The organism is Flagellimonas olearia (genome assembly GCF_004150225.1).
Taxonomy (GTDB): Bacteria; Bacteroidota; Bacteroidia; order Flavobacteriales; family Flavobacteriaceae; genus Flagellimonas; species Flagellimonas olearia.
Genome location: NZ_ML142914.1, coordinates 19,783 through 37,706 on the forward strand (window position 1 = coordinate 19,783; position 17,924 = coordinate 37,706).

The 17,924-nt window shown below is 43.8% G+C and carries 13 protein-coding genes; 10 read left to right on the forward strand and 3 right to left on the reverse strand.

The window, feature by feature from the left end:
- Positions 1-502: 502 nt before the first annotated feature.
- The 7 genes from DN53_RS15790 (at position 503) to DN53_RS15820 (ending at position 9,997) form a co-directional block, all read left to right on the forward strand.
- Complete coding sequence (locus DN53_RS15790; RefSeq protein ID WP_129655838.1) at positions 503-1,189, forward strand: TetR/AcrR family transcriptional regulator; 687 nt, start codon at positions 503-505, stop codon at positions 1,187-1,189.
- The gene (locus DN53_RS15795) at positions 1,182-2,849 is read left to right on the forward strand and encodes a peptidase domain-containing ABC transporter (RefSeq protein ID WP_129655839.1); all 1,668 of its coding nucleotides are present in this window, start codon (positions 1,182-1,184) and stop codon (positions 2,847-2,849) included. Before DN53_RS15790 ends, DN53_RS15795 begins: the two co-directional genes overlap by 8 nt.
- A gap of 5 nt (positions 2,850-2,854) precedes the next feature.
- Complete coding sequence (locus DN53_RS15800; protein WP_129655841.1) at positions 2,855-4,207, forward strand: HlyD family secretion protein; 1,353 nt, start codon at positions 2,855-2,857, stop codon at positions 4,205-4,207.
- Positions 4,191-5,603: a TolC family protein gene (locus DN53_RS15805; protein ID WP_129655843.1), complete on the forward strand. Its 1,413-nt coding sequence runs from the start codon at positions 4,191-4,193 to the stop codon at positions 5,601-5,603. Before DN53_RS15800 ends, DN53_RS15805 begins: the two co-directional genes overlap by 17 nt.
- A 102-nt stretch (positions 5,604-5,705) precedes the next feature.
- Positions 5,706-7,169 carry a potassium/proton antiporter gene (locus tag DN53_RS15810; RefSeq protein WP_129655845.1) on the forward strand — a complete coding sequence of 488 codons (1,464 nt, stop codon included), beginning with the start codon at positions 5,706-5,708 and terminating at the stop codon, positions 7,167-7,169.
- A gap of 116 nt (positions 7,170-7,285) precedes the next feature.
- Positions 7,286-8,125: an endonuclease/exonuclease/phosphatase family protein gene (locus tag DN53_RS15815; protein WP_129655847.1), complete on the forward strand. Its 840-nt coding sequence runs from the start codon at positions 7,286-7,288 to the stop codon at positions 8,123-8,125.
- A gap of 84 nt (positions 8,126-8,209) precedes the next feature.
- The gene (locus tag DN53_RS15820) at positions 8,210-9,997 is read left to right on the forward strand and encodes an alkaline phosphatase (RefSeq protein ID WP_129655849.1); all 1,788 of its coding nucleotides are present in this window, start codon (positions 8,210-8,212) and stop codon (positions 9,995-9,997) included.
- 51 nt (positions 9,998-10,048) lie between these two features.
- Here DN53_RS15820 and DN53_RS15825 read toward each other — a convergent pair whose 3' ends face one another.
- Both DN53_RS15825 and DN53_RS15830 read right to left on the reverse strand, forming a co-directional pair.
- Positions 10,049-11,281 (reverse strand): amidohydrolase/deacetylase family metallohydrolase, encoded by a 1,233-nt coding sequence (locus DN53_RS15825; RefSeq protein WP_129655851.1) that lies wholly within the window; start codon positions 11,279-11,281, stop codon positions 10,049-10,051.
- 1 nt (position 11,282) lies between these two features.
- Entirely contained in the window at positions 11,283-12,548 is a 1,266-nt protein-coding gene (locus DN53_RS15830; protein WP_129655853.1) for an amidohydrolase/deacetylase family metallohydrolase, read from the reverse strand.
- A gap of 260 nt (positions 12,549-12,808) precedes the next feature.
- On the opposite strand from DN53_RS15830, the gene DN53_RS15835 reads away from it, so the two are divergent.
- Positions 12,809-15,010, forward strand: coding sequence for an outer membrane protein assembly factor BamB family protein (locus DN53_RS15835; protein ID WP_207211132.1), 2,202 nt, complete (start codon positions 12,809-12,811; stop codon positions 15,008-15,010).
- A 12-nt stretch (positions 15,011-15,022) separates the two neighbouring features.
- On the opposite strand, the gene DN53_RS15840 is transcribed toward DN53_RS15835, so the two are convergent.
- Positions 15,023-15,994: a sterol desaturase family protein gene (locus tag DN53_RS15840; protein WP_242502181.1), complete on the reverse strand. Its 972-nt coding sequence runs from the start codon at positions 15,992-15,994 to the stop codon at positions 15,023-15,025.
- A gap of 504 nt (positions 15,995-16,498) precedes the next feature.
- Between DN53_RS15840 and DN53_RS15845 the strand changes: the two genes are divergently transcribed.
- Together DN53_RS15845 and DN53_RS15850 are read left to right on the forward strand one after the other, a co-directional pair.
- Positions 16,499-16,933: a DUF5004 domain-containing protein gene (locus DN53_RS15845; RefSeq protein WP_129655856.1), complete on the forward strand. Its 435-nt coding sequence runs from the start codon at positions 16,499-16,501 to the stop codon at positions 16,931-16,933.
- A 22-nt stretch (positions 16,934-16,955) separates the two neighbouring features.
- A complete protein-coding gene (locus DN53_RS15850; RefSeq protein WP_129655858.1) occupies positions 16,956-17,921 on the forward strand; it encodes a DUF4961 domain-containing protein in 966 nt (321 codons plus the stop codon).
- The last annotated feature ends 3 nt before the right edge of the window (positions 17,922-17,924 follow it).

Below are 17,924 nucleotides of genomic sequence, written 5' to 3' on the forward strand. Positions count from 1 at the left end.
TACTATGTAAAATTCATATTTTCTTTAGCTTGATTTTATGTTAACACATTTAGGTTCTCAACACTTTTATCAACAATGCGTTTAATTGTTTGATAATCAATACTTAAGAAGTTGTAAATTAAAATTGGTCAAATCAATGGGGTGTAAGGAAGTATTACCGAACGGTCCCGGAATTACTGTTCCATAAGGTGTTGATACAAGGAACTGTCATCCATTTTCGGAGGATAAATATTTCTACTAACAGGTCTCCATGGCACTTAAAGATTTCTAGGGTTTTTGTCTTGTTGATTGAGAAGAAAGTGGTCAGTTTTCGGGTTCAAAATTACTTTTAAGGCATTCATGGGGTGGTGAAAGTTCTTCCTGAAGGTCTTTTTTGAAGAGACTGATGCTTTAAGATTTTGTTCACTCTTCAAACTCATTTTCGTTAATTGAAAGTTAAACTATTATGATGTGATAGTAATACTATTAATTTTGCCGTTTCTAATTTCAAAGTATTTCAATCATGGATAGGTTGATGCAGTCCATCAAGATGGACATCAATGAAAAACTCTATGTGAAGGATCCCGAATCATCCACATTGGGAAAAAAAATTGTTGAGCAAGGCATTCTCTTGATATACGAGATAGGTTTTGAATGCTTCACTTTTAAGAAGTTGGGAGCAAGGATAGGTTCCAATGAGAGTTCCATCTATCGCTATTTTGAGAATAAGCACAAGATGTTGCTGTATTTGGCATCTTGGTATTGGGGGTGGACGGAATACAAGTTGGTGTTTGCCACCCATAGTATTTCGGATAGTAATGAAAAGCTGAAGAAAGCGTTGGAAATACTGGCCCAGACCGTTGAGGAGGATAAATCCTTTACCCATGTCAACGAAGTGGTATTGAACAAGATTGTAATCAGTGAGTATTCCAAATCATACCTGACCAAAGAAGTGGACAATGAAAATAAAGAGGGGTATTTCACCATTTACAAAAGGTTGGTGGATAGACTTAGTGAGATGATTGCGGCCGTGGATCCAGAATATCCATATCCACTTAGCCTGTCCAGTATGGTCATGGAAGGGACCCTGCACCAATTTTTCTTGCAAGAACACTTCCCGGCCCTTACCAGTTGCAATGATAAGGTGACTCCCGCCGAATACTTTGTGGACTTAATTTTCCGAACCTTAAAAACAAAGCCCAATGGCTAAGAACATTTTAACGGCATGGCAGCGATTGATTGGTATGCTTACCTTGGATAAGAAGGATATCTTTCAGGTGTTTTACTATGCAATTTTTGCGGGATTGGTCAATCTTTCCCTTCCTTTGGGTATCCAAGCGATCATCAATCTTATTCAAGGTGCACAGATAAGTGCTTCATGGGTGGTCCTTGTGGTCATGGTGACCGTGGGGGTGGCCTTTGCCGGCGCTTTGCAGCTGATGCAGATCAGGATTATAGAAAACGTCCAGCAAAAAATCTTCACAAGATCTTCGTTTGAATTTGCCTATCGATTTCCAAAGATCAAAATGAGTCAGTTTAGCAATCACTATCCGCCAGAATTGGCCAACCGCTTTTTTGACACGCTCACAATTCAAAAGGCGCTATCCAAAATATTGATTGATTTTCCAGCCGCCTTGTTGCAAATTGTGTTTGGACTTTTGTTGTTGTCCTTTTATCACCCATTCTTTATCCTTTATGGACTGCTGTTGGTGCTACTGATCTATGTGGTGCTCAAGTTTACGGCCCAAAAGGGGCTGGAGACCAGTTTGGAGGAATCCAAAAACAAGTATAAAGTGGCCCATTGGATACAGGAAATCTCCAGATCGATCATCAGCTTTAAACTTTCAGGCAAGACTTCGCATGCCATGGATAGGAATGATTACCTCGTGGCCCATTATTTGGATGCAAGGGAAGGACACTTTAGGGTATTGGTGATACAGTTTATCCAGATGATTGGTTTTAAAGTATTGGTCACGGCAGGTTTGCTGTTGATTGGTGGACTTTTGGTATTGGACCAACAAATGAACATAGGCCAGTTTGTTGCTGCGGAAATCATTATTCTTTTGGTAATCGGTTCCGTGGAGAAACTCATTTTGGGACTGGAAACCTTTTACGACCTCTTGACCTCCTTGGAAAAAATGGGACAGGTGGTGGACAAGGAAATGGAACCACAACAAGGGGAAACACCTTTTGAAGGAACCAAGGGGCTTACTGTAGAGCTTCAGGATGTGGCATATGTAGTACCTGGGAGAGGCAAGAAGATTTTGGAGAACATCACATTTACGATTACTCCACAATGCTCTATTTTATTGAAGGGTACAAGCGGTTCGGGACGGTCCACATTGCTCCGTTTAATTGCCGGTATCCATGAGCCCAGTGAAGGAAAAATCTATGTGAACAATGTGGCCCTCCAAGGCATTTACCTCAATGAATACCGTGCGCTTCTTGGGCAATCGTTGACGGAAGAGTATCCATTTGAAGGCACCATATTGGAGAATGTGACTTTTGGGGACAAGGACATTCCCATGGAAGACGTATACTGGGCCTTGGAGAAAACGGGGCTTACGCAGTTTGTAAAGGAGCAACCCAATGGACTGCAGACCATGCTTTACCCTGAAGGGAAAAAGATTCCCTATACCATATCCAAGAAAATTGTTTTGGCCCGAAGTGTCGTACATCGCCCAAAACTTTTGATACTCAAAGACCCATTGGATCAATTTGAGGAGAAAGAAGCGGAAAAAGTGATGGATTTCCTATCTGATTCGTCCAATGGATGGGCTCTGGTGGTCGTTAGCGAGAACCAAAAATGGGAGGCTCGCTGCAATAGGATACTGACTATTGAAAATGGAAAATTCATTAACCCAAGTTAAGGACCATGCTGAACATTTCACATAACAAGTTGAACAAGAAAGTAGATCTTTCCCTATACAAGGCAGGAGCCAAGGTTTTTCAAAAACGCCATTACAAACAGTTCAATCGGTTTTTGGCCGCATTTTCCGTAATTCTTTTGGTGATTTTGTTTCTGCCATGGACCCAGAATATATCGGGTAGGGGGTATCTAACCACATTGACCCCGGATCAACGTCCGCAGACCATTCAATCCCCAATTCCGGGACGTATTGAAAAATGGTATGTTCGGGAAGGGGATTATGTGGAAAAGGGAGACACGATCCTCTACATTTCCGAAGTGAAGAGTGAATATTTTGATCCGAGTTTGGTGGAGCGCACCGGAAAACAGATTCAGGCGAAATCCATGGCCGTGACCTCCTATCAAGAAAAGGTAAAGGCTTTGGAAACACAGATCAGGGCCCTGACCCAGGAACGAGGGCTGAAATTGGAACAGGCCAAGAACAAATGGGAGCAATCCAAACTGAAGGTAAAAAGCGACAGCATTGATCTTGAGGCGGCCAAAACCAATATCGCCATTGCACAAAGGCAATATGATCGGGTGGTACAATTGGAAAATGAAGGGTTAAAGGCAGTGACTGACTTGGAGGAAAAGCGGTTGAAGCTACAAGAAACCCAAGCAAAGTTGGTATCGCAGGAAAATAAATGGTTGGCCAGCAAGAATGAGGTCATCAATGCCAAAGTGGAAATCAATAGGGTGCAGGCAGAGTACACCGATAAGATATCCAAGGCCCAAAGTGATCTGTTCACGGCCCAGTCCAATCAGTTCGACTCTGAGGCCCAAGTGACCAAACTGGAGAATGCGTACACCAATTATGAGATGCGTAACAGTCTACTGTATATACGGGCACCACAAAACGGGTATATCAACAAAGCCATTCAGTCCGGGATTGGGGAAACTTTTAAGGAAGGCGATCATTTGGTGGGAATCATGCCTGCGGAATACGATTTGGCCGTTGAAACCTATGTGAACCCCATAGATTTGCCCTTGATCAACCTGGGAGAAAAGGTCCGTATTCAGTTTGATGGTTGGCCCGCCTTGGTTTTCAGTGGATGGCCCAATGTTTCCTATGGTACCTTCGGAGGAGAGATAGTGGCCATAGAGACTTTTATAAGTACCAATGGGAAGTATCGCGTGTTATTGGCCCCGGATGAGGAAGATGTTCCATGGCCCAAGGATATCAGGGTAGGATCAGGTGCCATGACCATGGCACTCTTGGAAGACGTTCCCATTTGGTTTGAACTATGGAGGCAGCTCAATGGCTTCCCACCCAATTACTATCAACCCCAAAACGCAAACGCAGATGGTGCAAAGAAGTAAAATACGGTTTTCCATAGGTATTTTCCTCTTCGCGGTTTGGGGAACCTTTGCACAACAGGATAGCTTGGTGTTGGGGTTTAAAGAATATTTAGGGTATGTGAAAAAATACCACCCTATTGCGAAACAGGCCCAATTGACCTTAAATGTAGGCCAGGCCAATTTAATGAAGGCCAGGGGAGGTTTTGATCCAAAGATCGAGGTGGATTATGATCGAAAGGAGTTCAAAGGGACCGAATATTGGGATCGCCTCAATACAACCTTCAAGATACCTACGTGGTTTGGTATTGAATTAAAAGGGAGTTTTGACCAACGGGAAGGAACCTACCTAAACACCGATGAATACCTTCCCGAAGATGGCTTGTACAGTGCGGGCATATCCATGTCCTTGGGAAAAGGGTTTTGGATCAATGAGCGTATGGCCACCTTGCGAAAGGCCAAACTGTATAGGGAACAGACCAAGGCAGACCAAGATTTAATGGTCAATGAGGTGCTGTATCGCGCGTCCATGGCTTATTTTGATTGGTTGAAGGCGTATCGCGATGCACTGGTATTCAAAGACTTTTTAGGCAATGCCCAAACCCGTTTTGAAGGGGTGAGGCAGAGTGCCTTGGCCGGGGATGTGGCCATGATCGATACCGTGGAAGCCAAAATAGCGGTAAGAAACCGTGCGCTGGGGTACGAGCAGAGTAAGGTGGATGTATTGAAGAAATCCCTTGAGCTATCCAACTTTTTATGGATAGATGATGTACCCGTGGAGTTGCAGCCCGGCGTAACACCCGATTTGGATACCGCAGGTCGAATAGATGGCACGTTGGAAATCTTGGGTAAGCCTCTGGACAGTTTCAGTATGGAAAAACACCCCAAGCTACGCTCCTTGGAATTTAAAATTGAACAGCTTTTGGTGGATAAAAGGCTTAAAGCCAACAAACTGCTTCCTAAACTGGATGTGGAGTATAATTTTATCACCGAAACCCCCGATCAGATAAACTCCCTAATCGTGGATAATTTTAAAGGAGGTGTTACATTTCAGTTCCCATTGTTTCTACGAAAGGAAAGGGGCGATTTAAAATTGGCCAAATTCAAACTTATGGATGCCGAGTTTGAACGGGACAATGCACAGGTGGCACTTCAAAACAAGGTCATCGCCATTTATGGGGAATTGGAATCCTACGAAGTCCAAAACCAATTGATTGCCAATATTGTAACGGACTATACTACATTGTTGAAGGCTGAAGAGCGTAAGTTCAGCTTTGGTGAGAGTTCCCTCTTCTTGATCAATTCAAGGGAGAGTAAACTCATCGACACCTATTTAAAACGCAATGAAATGGAGAACAAATTCTTCCATACCAAGGCAAAATTGTTCAAGAACCTGGCCATTAACCCTAAAATATTGTAGGCTGTTCAAAAACCCCTTTATCCAAAAAATATAATTTGAACTAGCTGTTTTCAGGGGATGAAGCAATACCTTTGTTAGGCACGCTTTTTTGAATGACCACAAATGAACTTGACCATTGAGAATATTTTATTGGTAGGCTCCCTATTGCTCCTCTTGAGCATATTTGCCGGAAAAACCTCCTATAAATTTGGTGTCCCCACCTTGTTGCTTTTTTTGGCTGTGGGGATGTTGGCCGGTTCGGATGGGATAGGGGGAATTCAATTTGATGATCCCAAGATAGCCCAGTTCATCGGTATCGTGTCCCTTAACTTCATTCTGTTCTCCGGAGGACTGGATACCAATTGGAAAGCCGTAAAACCCATACTCAAGGAAGGAGTGACCCTATCTACCTTGGGAGTTTTATTGACCGCGCTGACCTTGGGAATGTTCGTATGGTATATTACGGATTTTACGTTTTATGAAAGTATGTTGTTGGGTTCCATTGTGTCTTCCACCGATGCGGCTGCCGTATTCTCTATCTTAAGGTCCAAAAGCTTGGCATTAAAGGCGAACTTACGGCCCACATTGGAGTTGGAAAGTGGAAGTAACGATCCCATGGCCTATGTGCTTACCATTGCTTTTTTGACTCTAGTGGTCAACCAAGACCAAAGCTTTATGTCTGTTGTTCCCATGTTCCTGCTACAAATGGTTTTGGGCGGGTTGGGTGGTTTTGCCTTTGGAAGGCTAAGTAAGTTCATCATCAATAAAATTAAACTGGACTTTGAAGGCTTGTATCCCGTGTTGGTCATCGCTTTGATGTTCACTACCTTCTCCGCGACGGATTTTGTAGGCGGCAATGGATTTTTGGCCATTTATATCTGTGCCGTGTATTTGGGAAACCAAGATTTGATTCACAAAAAGACCATATTGAAAATGTACGATGGTTTGGCGTGGCTAATGGAAATTGTACTTTTCTTGACCTTGGGACTGCTTGTTTTTCCAAAGCAAGTCGTTCCTTTTATGGGCATAGGCCTGCTGATTTCACTTTTCTTGATCTTGGTGGCCCGTCCGGTAGGAGTTTTCTTGAGCCTTTTACCATATAAAATGAAGCTCAGAAGACGGTTCTATATTTCTTGGGTGGGCCTAAGGGGAGCAGTGCCTATTGTGTTCGCAACGTATCCTCTCTTGGCAGGAATCGATAAGGCCAATATGATTTTCAACATTGTTTTCTTTATATCGGTGACCTCCATACTTATCCAAGGAACCACACTGTCCATTGTGGCGAAATGGTTGCATGTAGCTTTACCTGAAAAAGTAAAAAAAGCAAGCGCTACAGATTTATTGCTATCAGAAAATCCAAAAGCAGAAATGAAAGAGATTTTGGTGACTCCCGACTGTTTTGCCACGGATAAGAAGATTGTGGAACTGGGCTTTCCAAGAAATGCCATCATTGCCATGATCAAACGCGATGATAGCTATGTAACTCCCAATGGCTCCACAATAATTGAACCTTGGGATAAATTGGTGGTCCTTGCCGACCGACCCGAAATCTTTGAGGAAGTAGATAAGACCCTGAAGGGATTGTGAGGCTATCCTTAGCTTTTTAGCAACATTGGATATAATGCATACACTGAAAAAATGGGTAGCTTGCGGTCAAAATGTTTAGCCAGAAGCCTATTTAAGATAAAAGAACAATCTATACAATGAAAAAAAGCATTCTCTTCCTATTCCTTTGTGCCACCATATATGTGAGCCATGGTCAGACCATAGATGTCATTTCCTATAACATCAGATATGATAACCCCAATGATAACCCCAACCATTGGGAGAACCGAAAGGATTTCCTTATTTCCCAATTGAATTTCTATGCCCCGGATGTTTTTGGGGTGCAGGAGGGGCTTATCAACCAACTAAAGGATATGGACAGTGGCCTGAAGGATTACACCTATTTTGGCATAGGACGGGACCATGGTGACGACAGAGGGGAGTTTACCGCTATTTTTTACAATCAGAAAAATATTGAACTCCTGAAAGAAGGCACATTTTGGTTGTCCACAACACCGGAAGTCCCCTCCAAGGATTGGGATGCAGCATTGCCCAGAATCTGTACTTACGGCTTTTTTAAGGATAAAGAGAGTGGAGCGAAATTTTTTGTGTTCAATACCCATTTTGATCACGTGGGCGTACAGGCGCGGGAAGAAAGTGCCAAACTCATCCTGCAAAAGATAAAGGAGTTGAATCTAGAGAATCATCCAACAGTCCTGATGGGTGATTTTAACTTGGAAAGCAACAGTGAAGGCATCCAATTGATTGTTCAAGAGATGAAGGACACTCATGTTGAGGCTGGTACCAATGCCTTTGGTCCCAAGGGTACCTTCAACGGGTTTGACTTTACCAAACCTGTGGATAAAAGAATCGATTACATTTTTGTTTCCAAGGGAATCAGGGTGGTCAAAAGCGCCATTTTAAGCGACTCAAAAGACCTTAGGTATCCATCCGATCACTTACCGGTATTTGCCCGATTGGATTTCACTTCTAAATAGTTTGGTAAATCTCTTTGGAATAGATCTCTGTAGTATAAATAGCTTACAGAGGTGTGTCATTTCCATGGCAAAAATCAATAACAAATGAAAAAGGAATTACAGTCAATACTTGTTGTCCTTATCCTATTTCTGGGCTCCAATCTAGCAGCCCAAACAAGCTATAAGGTGCATTCGCATAACGATTATGCACAGGAACTACCCTTCTGGTTCGCCTATGCCAACGGCGCGGCATCCATTGAGGCCGATGTATTTTTAAAGGACAATACCCTTTATGTGACCCATGCCGAAGCTGAAATTGTGGAAGGAAGAACCTTTCAGGCACTTTACCTGGACAGACTTCAAAAATTGCAGGAATCAGGTAATTTGAAGGACGTTCAAGTACTTATCGATTTTAAATCCGAGGCCTATGCGACCTTGGAAAGGCTGGTAGAGGTCTTGGAAGATTATCCGCAACTCCTAAAAACAGACAAGGTTCGTTTTGTGATTTCGGGAAATAGACCCAAACCTGCAGATTACGGGAAGTATCCCAATTTCATTTGGTTCGATCATCAGAATTTGGATGAATTGGACCACATTGATTTAAATAAAGTGGCTTTGGTCAGCACGAGCTTTAAGAATTATTCGGTTTGGAATGGATATGGAAGAATGACAGCGCCCGACTTGAAAACAGTGGAAGCTGCTATCAATAAAGCCAAGAGTGTGGGTAAACCGTTCCGTTTTTGGGCTTCACCCGATACTAAGACGGCTTGGGCTCGATTGGCTAGGTTAGGGGTGGATTACATCAACACGGACCGACCTGCTTTGGCCCAAGAATATTTGACCAATCTGGAAGCCAACAGCTACACAAGGGAATCACCAAATCCGGTTTATCGACCCAAGTATGGGTACGCGTCGGAGGCAAAACCCACCAATGTGATCCTGATGATCGGCGATGGCAATGGATTGGCTCAAATAACAGCCGCCATGGTGGCGAACCAAGGAAACTTAACGCTAACGGAAATCAAGGATATTGGCTTGGTCAAGACCGCTTCCCATGACGATTTGATCACCGATTCTGCGGCAGGGGCAACAGCCATGGCCACTGGGGTTAAGACAAACAATAGGGCTATTGGAGTAGATGCGGATGGAAACGGCCTTGCCAATCTTGTGGATGCGGTGAGTGCTGAGGGGTTCAATACCGCCATTGTAACTACCGATGCCATTTATGGGGCAACCCCTTCTTCCTTTTTTGCCCACAGGGTCGAGCGCGACGATACCGAAGGTTTGGTAGCTGATTTAAACAGCAGTGGACTTGATCTCTTTATTTCTGGAGGACAAAATCAAGAAACTGCCATCCAACAAAAGTTTAAGACCCAATCCCTGGAAAGTTTTGAAACCTTGCAGGGGCCAACGGCCATCTATTTGGGAAGCAATAAAGTGCCTTCCATTAGCTCAGGCAGAGGAAGCATTTTTCCCGAGGCTGTTAAAAAGTCCCTTGAGGCATTAAGGGCTAAGGAACAACCTTTTTTTCTAATGGTGGAGGGAGCCCAAATTGATAATGGAGGTCATTCCAACAATGTTGGGGATATTGTGGAGGAACTGTTGGATTTTGATAGGGCCATTGCAGAAGCATTGGAGTTTGCGGATACCCATGGGAACACCTTGGTGGTCATCACTGCGGATCATGAAACGTCCGGTTTTGGAATTGTAGGAGGAGATATGAAAGAAGGTAGGGTCCAAGGAGATTTCTTGACTGTTGACCATACGGGAATCATGGTGCCGCTATTTGCCTATGGTCCAAAATCCCAGAATTTTCGAGGGGTCTATGAGAATACGGACATCCATCATAAAATTTTGGGGGCTTTGGGCATTGCTGCTGAAAATGGAAAATAAAGCCGCAAAAAGTAGCTTTAAAATGATGGAATGGTATACGGTTTCAACAACCTAATCGATAGGTTTTGCGGACAGTCCATTTAAGTCCCATACAATTTTGCCATCTTTTATGGTGAGTTCCGCTTCCAGTTTTTTGTCGCCTTTGAGCAAATTGTTGCGGGCATCGATATAGCCAAACGTTCCCTCTCTAAGCCGGAGTACGGCTATATCGGCCACAGCGCCCACTCCCAAATGGCCCAAATCGTTGCGGCCAATGGCTTTGGCAGGATACCAGGAACCACGCTTGAATACTTCTTTTAAGGGAATCCCCATATTCAGGAATTTAGACATGACGTTGAGGAAATCCTTCATCCCTGCATTCATACTGAACCTGTGTAGGTCCGTACCAAAGGAGTTGGGCCAAAAGCCCTGTTCTATGGCCGGAATGCCTTGATCAAACCAAAAGCCGGCACCTCCATGTCCCACATCAAAGAGAATACCACGTTCCTTGGCTTTCATTACCACAGGCAAAACGGCGCCATTTTGATCTACCACAGGCTTACGTTCCGAGATGTGTTCAAAAGTATGGGTGATGATATCCCCGGGACGCATATGGGCCAATTGATCTTCCAAGGTATATTCGGGGAGATGGCACTCCACAAAAATGGGGCGATTGGTTTTTTCCCCAGCTTCAATGGTACGTTCAAAAGGGGTCCAATCCTTGCCATTGTAATGCCCAATTTTGATACCAACGATCGTATTGGGATATTGGTTGATCATTTCCACGGTCTTGGCTACATTCATTTCACTGATGTCGCCTTCAAGTTCATCGCCGGTCATACCATGACCTGCAATATTGAGAAAGGCCAGTATACGTGTTTTTGACTGGTCAATGACCTGTTCCTTGAATTGGGGAAAATTCCGCCAACCGGAGGTTCCGGCATCCACTACCGTGGTGACTCCAGCCTTAAAACTGAAATCATCGGGGGACAAACTGTTTATCCCATTGGCAAATTTTTTAGCCTCGGGGCCAACAAAAACGTGGGTGTGCGTATCAATCAAACCGGGTACTACAAAAAGCCCCGTTGCATCTACCACCACTTTGGCCGTCTCGCTGGAAATATTTTGGGAAACTTCGGCTATTTTTCCATCAATAATGGATACATCGGCAATGGTGTCTACTTGGTTCGCTGGATCAAAAACATGTCCATTCTTAAGGAGTAAGTCAACCTCCTGGGCATAAAAGTTTGAGGTCAGTAAGACTGTAATAAGCCCGAATATTATTTTGAAATAGCCTTTGCACATACTACTTCTTACTAAAATCTGTTCCCGCCATTCCGTTCAGGTCCCAAACAACTTTACCAGCTCTTAGGGTAAGTTGGGTCTCCAGCTTCTTTTTTCCTTTAAGGGTGTTTCTACGCACATCCAAAAACCCAAAATCTCCCTCCCGTAAGCTAAATACGGCTATATCCGCTTCGGCCCCTACGTCCAAATGTCCCAAGTCCGTCCTTCCGATGACCTGGGCAGGTGCCCAAGTTGCCCGGGCAATGACATCTTCCAATGAGAATCCCATGGCCATAAATTTGGAAAGAACATTGCTGAGGTCCTTCATCCCGGAGTTCATACTTTGGGTATGTAGGTCGGTGCTGATTACATTGGCCTTAAATCCTTGTTGGGAAGCAGGCACGGCCTGACGCCAAGAAAATGCCCCACCTCCATGGCCCACATCAAAAACAATACCTCTCTCCTGTGCCTTGAAGACAAATGGTTTCACCTTGTCGTTTTCATCCACTATGGTTTCACGTTGTGTTGGTCCGTAGGAGTAGGTATGGGTAAAGATATCCCCGGGACGGAGATGCTCCATAAAAAGAGATTCTATGGAGTTGGGTGGGTCATGCTCACCAAAATCCACCATTACGGGGACGTTGGCCTTTTTACCGGCTTCAACCGCTAAATCCACTTGATCAAAACCGCCCCAATAGTGGGCCGCTTTTATGCCAACCAAAATTTCAGGATAGAGTTTTGTGATGGAATAAGCTGTCATCTCGGGGTTCATGTCGCTTAAATTTTGTTCGTCAAACCTACTTTTCATGCCATGACCCACAATATTGAGCAGAGCTAACACCCTCGTTTTGGCCTTGTCTATGGTCTGTTCTTTGAACAATGGAAAATTTCGCCAACCTGATGAACCAGCATCCACAACCGTGGTTACTCCGGACCTGAAGGTAAACCCATCGGGCATTACACTGGTCTGTGCATTGGCAATATAGTCATCCAACTCGTTGCCCATAAATACATGGACATGCATGTCTATAAGGCCAGGTGTCACAAAATACCCCGAAATATCAATGGTTTTTTCAGCTTTTTTCTCTGAAATGCTCTTGGATACGCTTTTTATCTTTCCATCTTGGATGCCGATATCCATAGGGGTATTGATATTATTTTTCGTATCAATAAGGTGACCTCCTTTTAGGAGAAGATCATATTCCTGGGCGTGCACCCCCAAGCCAAGGGTAAATAAGAAAATTGGAAGTAAGAAACGCAGTCGGTTGAGGTTGGTGTGGAAATTCATGTGGTTTAGTTGGTTTAGTGAATCTGTTAATATATGGCTTTTGAGACTGGAAAAGTGTTTGAGGGGCAAAAAAGGTTCTTTTGCTTTTCCAGCTTATATAATAGTACACTTGAAAAGGGGGTTACCCTATACTCTTGCTTCGCTATATCGTTGGAAACAAGATGGATATTTGAAAGACGTTGTGGCATCTGCACGCAAAAAATAACCAATATTGAAGATATGAACTCTATATTTAGGCAACCATTTTAACAAGAACAAAATTGAGAACTACTAAAAAAATCATTGGATTTACCCTTTGTTTGCAGTTGTTGGGTGTGGGATGCGGGAAAAATACCAATACGGAAAGGACATGGAGTATGTACAAGGCGGATAACGCCAGTACCAGTTATTCTCCATTGAAACAGATACATAAGGAAAATGTGTCAACGTTGGGCCCCGCATGGACATTTAGACCCATGGATGCCGTGGAAGGTACCAGATTTTCAAGGAATGAATCCAATCCTATTGTTGTGGATGGGGTCATGTATACCACTTCGGCCAGACATCGGTTGTATGCCCTTGCTGCTGATACGGGAAAATTGATTTGGTCTTTTGACCCCTTTGATGGAGGAACTGGTGGGGGAGTGAGTAGGGGGGTGACCTATTGGGAAGATGGCGACGACAAAAGAATACTGTTTACCGCGGGCGACCAACTTTTTGCTGTGGATGCACAAACTGGAAAGCTAGTGTCATCTTTTGGTGAAGAGGGTAAGGCCAGCATGAATGTTGGACTTAGGGGAGACCCAGATGCCATTTCGGTTATCCCAACATCGCCCGGGATTGTTTATGGGGACCTATTGATCATGGGGACCGAAGTCTCTGAACTATATGGCGCGGAACCTGGATATATCAGGGCATATGATATCAGGACAGGCGCTTTGCAATGGAAATTCCATACCATTCCCAAACCTGGGGAAGTCGGTTATAATACGTGGCCCAAAGATGCCTATAAATATGCAGGCGGTGCCAACAATTGGGGCGGTATGAGTGTGGATGAAAAGCGGGGCATGGTCTTCGTTTCCTTGGGATCTCCTACCTATGATTATTATGGGGCCGACAGGGTGGGCATGAACCTCTTTGGTAATTGTGTGGTTGCTCTTGATGCGGGAACGGGGGAGTATATATGGCACTTTCAGACCATTCATCATGATCTATGGGATTACGATTTGGCGGCACCTCCAAATTTGGTGACCTTGGAACGGGACGGACAAAAAGTGGATGCGGTCGCACAAACCTCCAAGGTGGGTTTTCTGTATGTGTTGGATAGGGAAACAGGAGAGCCACTATTTCCCGTTGAAGAAAGAGAGGTACCGGCCTCCAATATACCGGGGGAATACGCTTGGCCTACCCAGCCGTTCCCACTTAAACCCGCACCTTATGCGCGACAATCCATTAGCGTGGATGATTTAAGCTTTTACTCCGAAGCATCCCACGATTCATTGTTGAAAGAATTCAAGTCGTATCGTTACGAAGGCTTGTTTACGCCACCGGATACCATAGGAACCTTTATGTTTCCGGGCAGCAGGGGAGGCTCAAGCTGGGGCGGCGGAGCTTACGACCCAAATACGGGTGTACTCTTCGTGAAATCCAATGATTCTCCTGAAATCAGTATGTTGAAAAGAGTGGAAAAAACAAAAAGTCAGGATGGAAACGCCTCACTGTATGAAAGAGGGGAACAGTTTTACAGTAATTTTTGTTTGAGTTGCCATGGGGGCGATAAAAATGGACAGGAGCCCGACTATCCATCACTATTGGGCTTGGGAATGAAGATGGATAGTGAAGAAGTCTTGAAAAAAATAGAGGAGGGTGCCGGAAAAATGCCTTCGTTTTCTAGTGTGCTTCCCGGAGAGGAAGAAGCTATTTTGGCGTATCTGTTCGAGCAAAAAGACGCAAGGTCCAGACGAGAGGACCGTTGGCTCAAGGAAGTGCAGGCCAATGAAAATGCCAATGCCAACGCAGAAGTGAAGTCAGACACCTTGCCAAGATATTTGAATATTAGGGCCTATGGGTATTTTAGGGATAGCGAAGGCAGACCTGGAATTAAGCCGCCATGGGGTACCTTGAATGCCATCAACCTGAATACCGGGGAATACATGTGGAAAATTCCGGTGGGAAATTATCCAGACCTGCAAGAGAACGGAGCGCCTATAACAGGAACTGGAGGAGCGGCTGGACCCATTGTGACCGCTGGTGGAATTGTGTTTTTGACGGGAACCCATGATCAAAAACTATTTGCCTTTGATAAAGATAGCGGAGAACTGCTTTGGGAAGCCTTGCTTCCGGCATCAGGAACGGCCACTCCCAGTACCTACATGATGGATGGAAAGCAGTATTTGGCCATTTCCTTGGCAGGAAATGAGGATGAACCAGGAGGCTATATCATGGCTTTTGCACTACCAGAAGGTGAAGGTGGGGAAAATTGAACCTCTCATAGCTTAGCGTATATGGACGGTTTCTTTTTGAAGGTCTAAGTATTTTTCACGTACCAGTTTAGCGGTTTGATGGTCTCCTGTATGACTCCATCCCGGAGGCATGAAAACATACAATATTTTGTTTTTTAGGCCTGGAGCATTGACCACATCTTTGTATAGTGCTTTGAATTCACCAAAATACACATCCAAAAAACTTCCCGAATCCATCTCACGGGTTATGCCATATTGAATGGGAAGGTGGTCTTTCTCATCTTGATAGGTTCCAAAAATCCTATCCCAAATGTTCAAGAGATTACAGAAGTTGGTGTCCATATACAGGGGGTTTCTACCGTGGTGTACACGATGGTGCGAGGGGGTTAAAATAAGTTTTCCAAGGAACCCTAAACGTCCCTTTTGCAGCACATGCTCGCCAACATGGATGAAGGTGGCATAGGTAATATCCAGCAGAAGAATGGAAAAGAACAGCTTTGGGTCAACTCCTAAGAGCATGCATGTTGCGGTTCGGACAAAATCAGCATATGGGAATTCGAGAAAAAAATGCGCATGGTTTACGGATAAGTTCATGGTCTCCGCCGCATGGTGGGGGGAGTGTAGGCACCACAGCAAACGTATCTTGTGACCAAAATAATGATAAATAAAACTGCCCAATTCCCAGACCACATAACCGTAGATAAACCAATACCAAGTGTATGTGGTCTGAAAAGGCGCATACTCTTGAAAGAAACCAATACACCACACTATGGTTCCCAAGGAAAGAATACGGCCAATAATCCTATTGAAGACAATAATGAAGAAATTTACTTTGTACGTTCTTAATTGTTCCCTTTCCCTGAAAAAGACAATGAAGAACTCTACAAAAAGTAAAATGGGCAATGCTAGGAAAACACAGGATATGATACCATCAAAGCTTTTGAAAAAGGCGTAGTTTTCTGTTTTTAGGGCTTCCAGTATGCCGGTGAAGCCTAGAAAATTCATTGTTTCCTCAAAAATTGCATTTAAAAAATCCATAAGCGGTTGTATTTCCATCCGTTCAAATATATAATTTTTTATGTATGAACATATGAACATGTTTATAGAAAAACGGTTTACGAAAACGTTTTAATGGTTCTATTGGGGCAGTACGGCGAGAGTTTGTTATAAGCAATAACTTTGTGCTATCAATAATTCAAGACTTCGTCTAGTAATGAATTGGCAAAAAAGAAACATTTTTTTTGGCAACATGCAATAAATATCTATATTTGAACATATGTATGAACATATGAACATAATGTACCTGATTCTTGATTGGCCAAAGATGGGTTGGGTTGTGTAAAAGAGATGATATTTAATAGAATTATTTGAGTTGTTGGGTTTAGTTCTAAAAATGGATGATGGGAAGAAGGAAGTGTCGATTCAATGCTTTCGGTCTTCCCATTTTCATTTGATGACTTGTTCAACAAAGTGTACCGTTAACTAAACTATCCTTCAAACTATGTATTTATGAAATGTTTGCGATTGATTTTATTGCTGTCGGTCATGGCTATTTTAAGTTGTGATGACGACCCAGAACAAAACCCCGAAGGGTTTACCGAGTTCGTCACCAATATTGATGGTGATTGGAAGATTGACCAAGTGCTCCAGAATGGAAACGATATCACCAATTTTATCGATTTTCAATCTTTTTCCTTGCAATTATCGTACGAAAATGGGATGCCATCGTCGTATACCCTTTCCAATCTAACAACACCTTTTGTTTTGGGGCAGGCGAGTGGGAACTGGTCATTTGATGATCCTATATATCCAACCAAGATCAATTTTTCGGATGGTACAAGCCTGGATATTCAGGGAGCGGTGCTTTCCGGTGGGGATGAGCTTACAGTGACCGTTCCTATGGGCTGTACCTCTAATACCTATACGTATCGATTGAGCAAATAACCAGAAACTAACATGCACTGAAATGAAAAACAAACTATACAAACTAAAGCGCATCCTGTTTCAGCCAAAAGCACTGTTTCTGTTGTTTTTGTTGTTGAGTATGTGCATTACCATTACCAATGTAAATCAACCCTCTTCCATGGGTGTAGGGGAAAGAATGGACATCACCATCGATGTTGATGTGGCCCCAGCCGAAGATGCGGCCCACAACATTATATTTGGCGTTTTGGCTCCAGAGGCTTGGGACATAGCGTCCAATGCCACGGTTTCCTACACCTCTGATAATGGGGATGGGACCATGCGATTGGCCAATGGTGCCGACCCAGATTACGCCACTCCCATTATGGACCTTGCCGGAATCGGTGAAAATTATGGTCTGGTAGAGTGGGTGGTGTTCATCTCCGATGAAACGGTATCCGGTGCCAATGGCGTAAACTTTTCAGGACAGATCCAACTTTCCATGGATGTCGGGACGGATAACCTTAAAACTCAACTGGGATATGTTGTGGGAACTTCGGGATATGGCATCACTGCGGGAGAGACCGATATAAGGTTCACTTCTTGCATGGAAGTGACCGGAGGGTCCAATCCGTTGATAGATTTATGTGGTCCTCTTCCTTTTCCCGTGACCTTTCAACCTGCGGAATATACCTATGATGATATTATCCATATTGGGTTTGATGCCACAAAAGGACCCGAAGGGTCGCCAACAGCGCTTTCGGGTGCTACTGATGTATATCTATGCGCCAAAGCTGTTATAGATGGTCAGCCTGTTGAGGTCTGCGATAATAGCGATATTACCAAAATGCGCAGTACCGGCAATGACCAATGGCAAATATCCATTTGGCCCAGACAGCTTTTCAATGCCTTGCCAAGTCAGGAAATTACGGATATCACCTTCAGTTTCATCAACCAAAGTGGAGATGTAGAGGTAAAGAACCCTGATACTGGGGAAGACTTTCAACTAATAGCCAACTGTACAAATTAAAAA

Coding starts and splice junctions, on each gene's coding strand:
- DN53_RS15790 (WP_129655838.1), top strand. CDS start 503: ATGGATAGGTTGATGCAGTCCATCAAGATGGACATCAATGAAAAACTC.
- DN53_RS15795 (WP_129655839.1), top strand. CDS start 1,182: ATGGCTAAGAACATTTTAACGGCATGGCAGCGATTGATTGGTATGCTT.
- DN53_RS15800 (WP_129655841.1), top strand. CDS start 2,855: ATGCTGAACATTTCACATAACAAGTTGAACAAGAAAGTAGATCTTTCC.
- DN53_RS15805 (WP_129655843.1), top strand. CDS start 4,191: ATGGTGCAAAGAAGTAAAATACGGTTTTCCATAGGTATTTTCCTCTTC.
- DN53_RS15810 (WP_129655845.1), top strand. CDS start 5,706: ATGAACTTGACCATTGAGAATATTTTATTGGTAGGCTCCCTATTGCTC.
- DN53_RS15815 (WP_129655847.1), top strand. CDS start 7,286: ATGAAAAAAAGCATTCTCTTCCTATTCCTTTGTGCCACCATATATGTG.
- DN53_RS15820 (WP_129655849.1), top strand. CDS start 8,210: ATGAAAAAGGAATTACAGTCAATACTTGTTGTCCTTATCCTATTTCTG.
- DN53_RS15825 (WP_129655851.1), bottom strand. CDS start 11,281: ATGTGCAAAGGCTATTTCAAAATAATATTCGGGCTTATTACAGTCTTA.
- DN53_RS15830 (WP_129655853.1), bottom strand. CDS start 12,548: ATGAATTTCCACACCAACCTCAACCGACTGCGTTTCTTACTTCCAATT.
- DN53_RS15840 (WP_242502181.1), bottom strand. CDS start 15,994: ATGAATTTTCTAGGCTTCACCGGCATACTGGAAGCCCTAAAAACAGAA.
- DN53_RS15845 (WP_129655856.1), top strand. CDS start 16,499: ATGAAATGTTTGCGATTGATTTTATTGCTGTCGGTCATGGCTATTTTA.
- DN53_RS15850 (WP_129655858.1), top strand. CDS start 16,956: ATGAAAAACAAACTATACAAACTAAAGCGCATCCTGTTTCAGCCAAAA.